This is a genomic window from Okeania sp., from assembly GCF_983059655.1.
Map to the genome: position 1 here is coordinate 1 of NZ_CEZPJD010000952.1, position 2718 is coordinate 2718.

Sequence of the window (2718 nt, forward strand, 5' to 3'; positions counted from 1 at the left end):
ACAGCTAAATGATTTAGATAATATGATTCTATCTCAAGACTCAGCAATTTATGAACCAACAGTAGATATTTCTACTGATTCATCTGTAGATACTTTAACTGGCGAGGCGATCGGACAGGTTATTAATCAAGCCGTAATTGAAGGTTATCAGTATTTACACGAATTTGCAGCAAACCCGGATTTTGAGGCAAAGATGGATTTGGCCTTTGGGGAAAATTGGGACAAAGAGGCCAATATTAGTCTGCCACCAATTCAGGTTATTTCATCTGCCGAGATTAATGGAGCCAATGGTGCATTTGCTGAAGCAACTAATACTATTTATCTATCCCAGGAATTTTTAGCTAACAACTTAGGAAATATTGGGGAAGTAACAGATGTTTGGTTAGAAGAGTTTGGGCATTATATTGATTCGCAGATAAATATTGTTGATGCGGTTGGAGATGAGGGAGAAATTTTTAGTGCTGTTGTGCAAGGAAAAGATTTGAGTGAGGGAGATATTGAGAGTTTGAAGAGTGAAAACGATAGAGCGGTCGTGGTAATAGATGGATTAGCAACCTTTATCGAAAAGTCATCATCGTGGGAGACTTATGTAGGAGTCTGGAGTTCTAGAACTGAAATTGATTGGTTAGCAAAACTTGATACATATTCTCTTCGGGACAATGGTGTTGATTTTAATTTTGGTAATGGTTCTCCTGGTGAAGGATTACCAAGCGACGATTTTGTAATGCTAACACAAACCGATACTTTCTTTGAGGCTGGTCAAGACTACACATTTAAAGCGAGAGCAGATGATTACTTCCAGTTGTACATTCGTCCAGAGGGAGGCAGTTGGACTCAGATAACTAGCGGATGGCAGCAAGCTTATGGAGACCCAGAAGAATATTACTTGACTCCTAGTAGTAATGGTCAGCATCGTGTTGCTGCAATTATGCACGAAGATCGGGGCGATGCCTATTTAGATGTTTCTTGGGAGGAGACAAAACCAGATTTCAATGTCAGACAAAGCTCTAAAGGAGTAAGCTTACTAGGCAACAATAATGATTTTGTGCAAATTGTTGATTTGAGCCAAGGTGCTTCTTTACAACTTCGGACAGCGGCACAAAAAGATGATGGTTTTGAACGCGATAATATTCGGGATGTCTGGAACAGTTTTTCAAACGAAAGCCCTAACGCTTTTTCCATATCTAACGGAGCGTTTTTTGATTTTGATTTTTTCAATCTCTCGAAGGCTAACTTTGCTAAGTTAGCATATCCTTTGAAAATAGGCGGTACAGTATTTGAGGGATATGGTCAAGGTGAGTTTCCCAACGAGAAACGGAAATTTGAAATATGGAATGATCGAGTCGAGATTACAGACTTTAATAATGAGATAGACTCTATTAGAGAATCCTCAGCACCACAGGTAATAGTTGGATTAGACGAATCTGCGCCGAAAAATCCATTTGATCCAGGGGTCGGAAGAATGTTTGTTGGAGTCAGAGATCGCGATGGCGACGGTATCAAGGAAACGGCTCTGCTCTTGAACTCTGAAGGTAGTACGCAGGCAAATGCAGCTCAAATATTGAGAGATTTCGGAGCAAGTGAAGTAATGATGTTGGATGGAAGCGAATCTTCACAAGTGATTGCTGAGGGAGTACAATACGTTACATCTAGGGATTTAGGATTCGTTACTAGAGATATACCGCAAACAATCGGTGTAGTGAGTGGTTCCTAGAAATTAACAAAAGGTATGCTATAATCTGCTTATAAACGTTCAGCATAGGTAAATTGGATTACATGAAAACCGCGGATAAGTAGTTTATAGTACAAAAATTGATCGCTTAAGCGATCGCTCATTTTCATCTCCAAGAGGCGATCGCTTACCCATTCCCTAAATTAACTCCGATGCGTTCAGTCTTCCTTCCAAAGGTTCATACTCATCCTCAAGTAACCAAAACTGAGCATCATCATAATTATCACTCTCAAAAATGACCCGATAACCTTCAGCGGGGTCGTAAATGCGACACCTTCCGTCTGTAGCACTCAGTAACAAAAGAATATAGGGAGGAGACAAAGTAGGATCGATCCATACTTCAGTAAATTCCCAATTATCTTTCACTAGGTCTGGTTCTGGGGATAACGTGGTATTGGTTGTATTCATTTATTTTAATTTCACCATAATAAAGTGGAATGCGACTACCGTCAGGACTAATTCTATAACCAATGGGTTGAACAAATAACATTCCGTAGCGGTCATATTCCCTAACGGTGTCAGTAAATTCTCCCCTTTCAATTATAGCTTGGGCAACTTGGTTCATAGTAGCTCGGTCATTAAATACATGAGCAGCACGCCCTTTTCTCAGAAGTCTTTGCATTTGGGGAGTATCTGGTAGATGCTTGCCAACCTGTTTAGAGTCAAGAACAATTGGACGATTAATTCCACTCATTTCATTCAGTAATTGTTGTTAGCCTTTGAATTATTATACAGGATGAAACGCTTTTTATTCCGAGGCGATCGCTCTTTCTCAGCTACAAGAGCGATCGCTTTTTGCTATAGTTAGATTGTCTGTTCACAAAATAAATAATATCATGTCCGGATAATTAGTGATAAAAAAACTTGTTCCTCCTTATATAATAGTTTTCATAAGGCGTGAAGTACATCAATGAATGATCTCCCGCGCATCCCTTTTAAAAAGGGGGAACTGGAAGTCCCCCCCCTTTTCAAGGGGGGTTAGGGGG

2 protein-coding genes and 1 pseudogene are annotated in these 2718 nt (G+C 40.0%); 1 reads left to right on the forward strand and 2 read right to left on the reverse strand.

Annotation, left to right across the window (positions count from 1 at the left end; genetic code table 11):
* Positions 1–1714, forward strand: a pseudogene (locus AC3DU7_RS30565) (hypothetical protein); the annotation flags it as partial.
* 156 nt (positions 1715–1870) lie between these two features.
* Here the strand turns inward: AC3DU7_RS30565 and AC3DU7_RS30570 are convergent.
* Positions 1871–2098 (reverse strand): hypothetical protein, encoded by a 228-nt coding sequence (locus AC3DU7_RS30570; RefSeq protein ID WP_488042996.1) that lies wholly within the window; start codon positions 2096–2098, stop codon positions 1871–1873.
* Positions 2088–2426: a DUF6972 family protein gene (locus AC3DU7_RS30575; RefSeq protein ID WP_488042997.1), complete on the reverse strand. Its 339-nt coding sequence runs from the start codon at positions 2424–2426 to the stop codon at positions 2088–2090. Before AC3DU7_RS30575 ends, AC3DU7_RS30570 begins: the two co-directional genes overlap by 11 nt.
* Positions 2427–2718: the final 292 nt, after the last annotated feature.

Bases quoted from the DNA above. Each gene is read 5' to 3' on its own strand.
- AC3DU7_RS30575 (WP_488042997.1), bottom strand. From the start codon at position 2,426: ATGAGTGGAATTAATCGTCCAATTGTTCTTGACTCTAAACAGGTTGGC.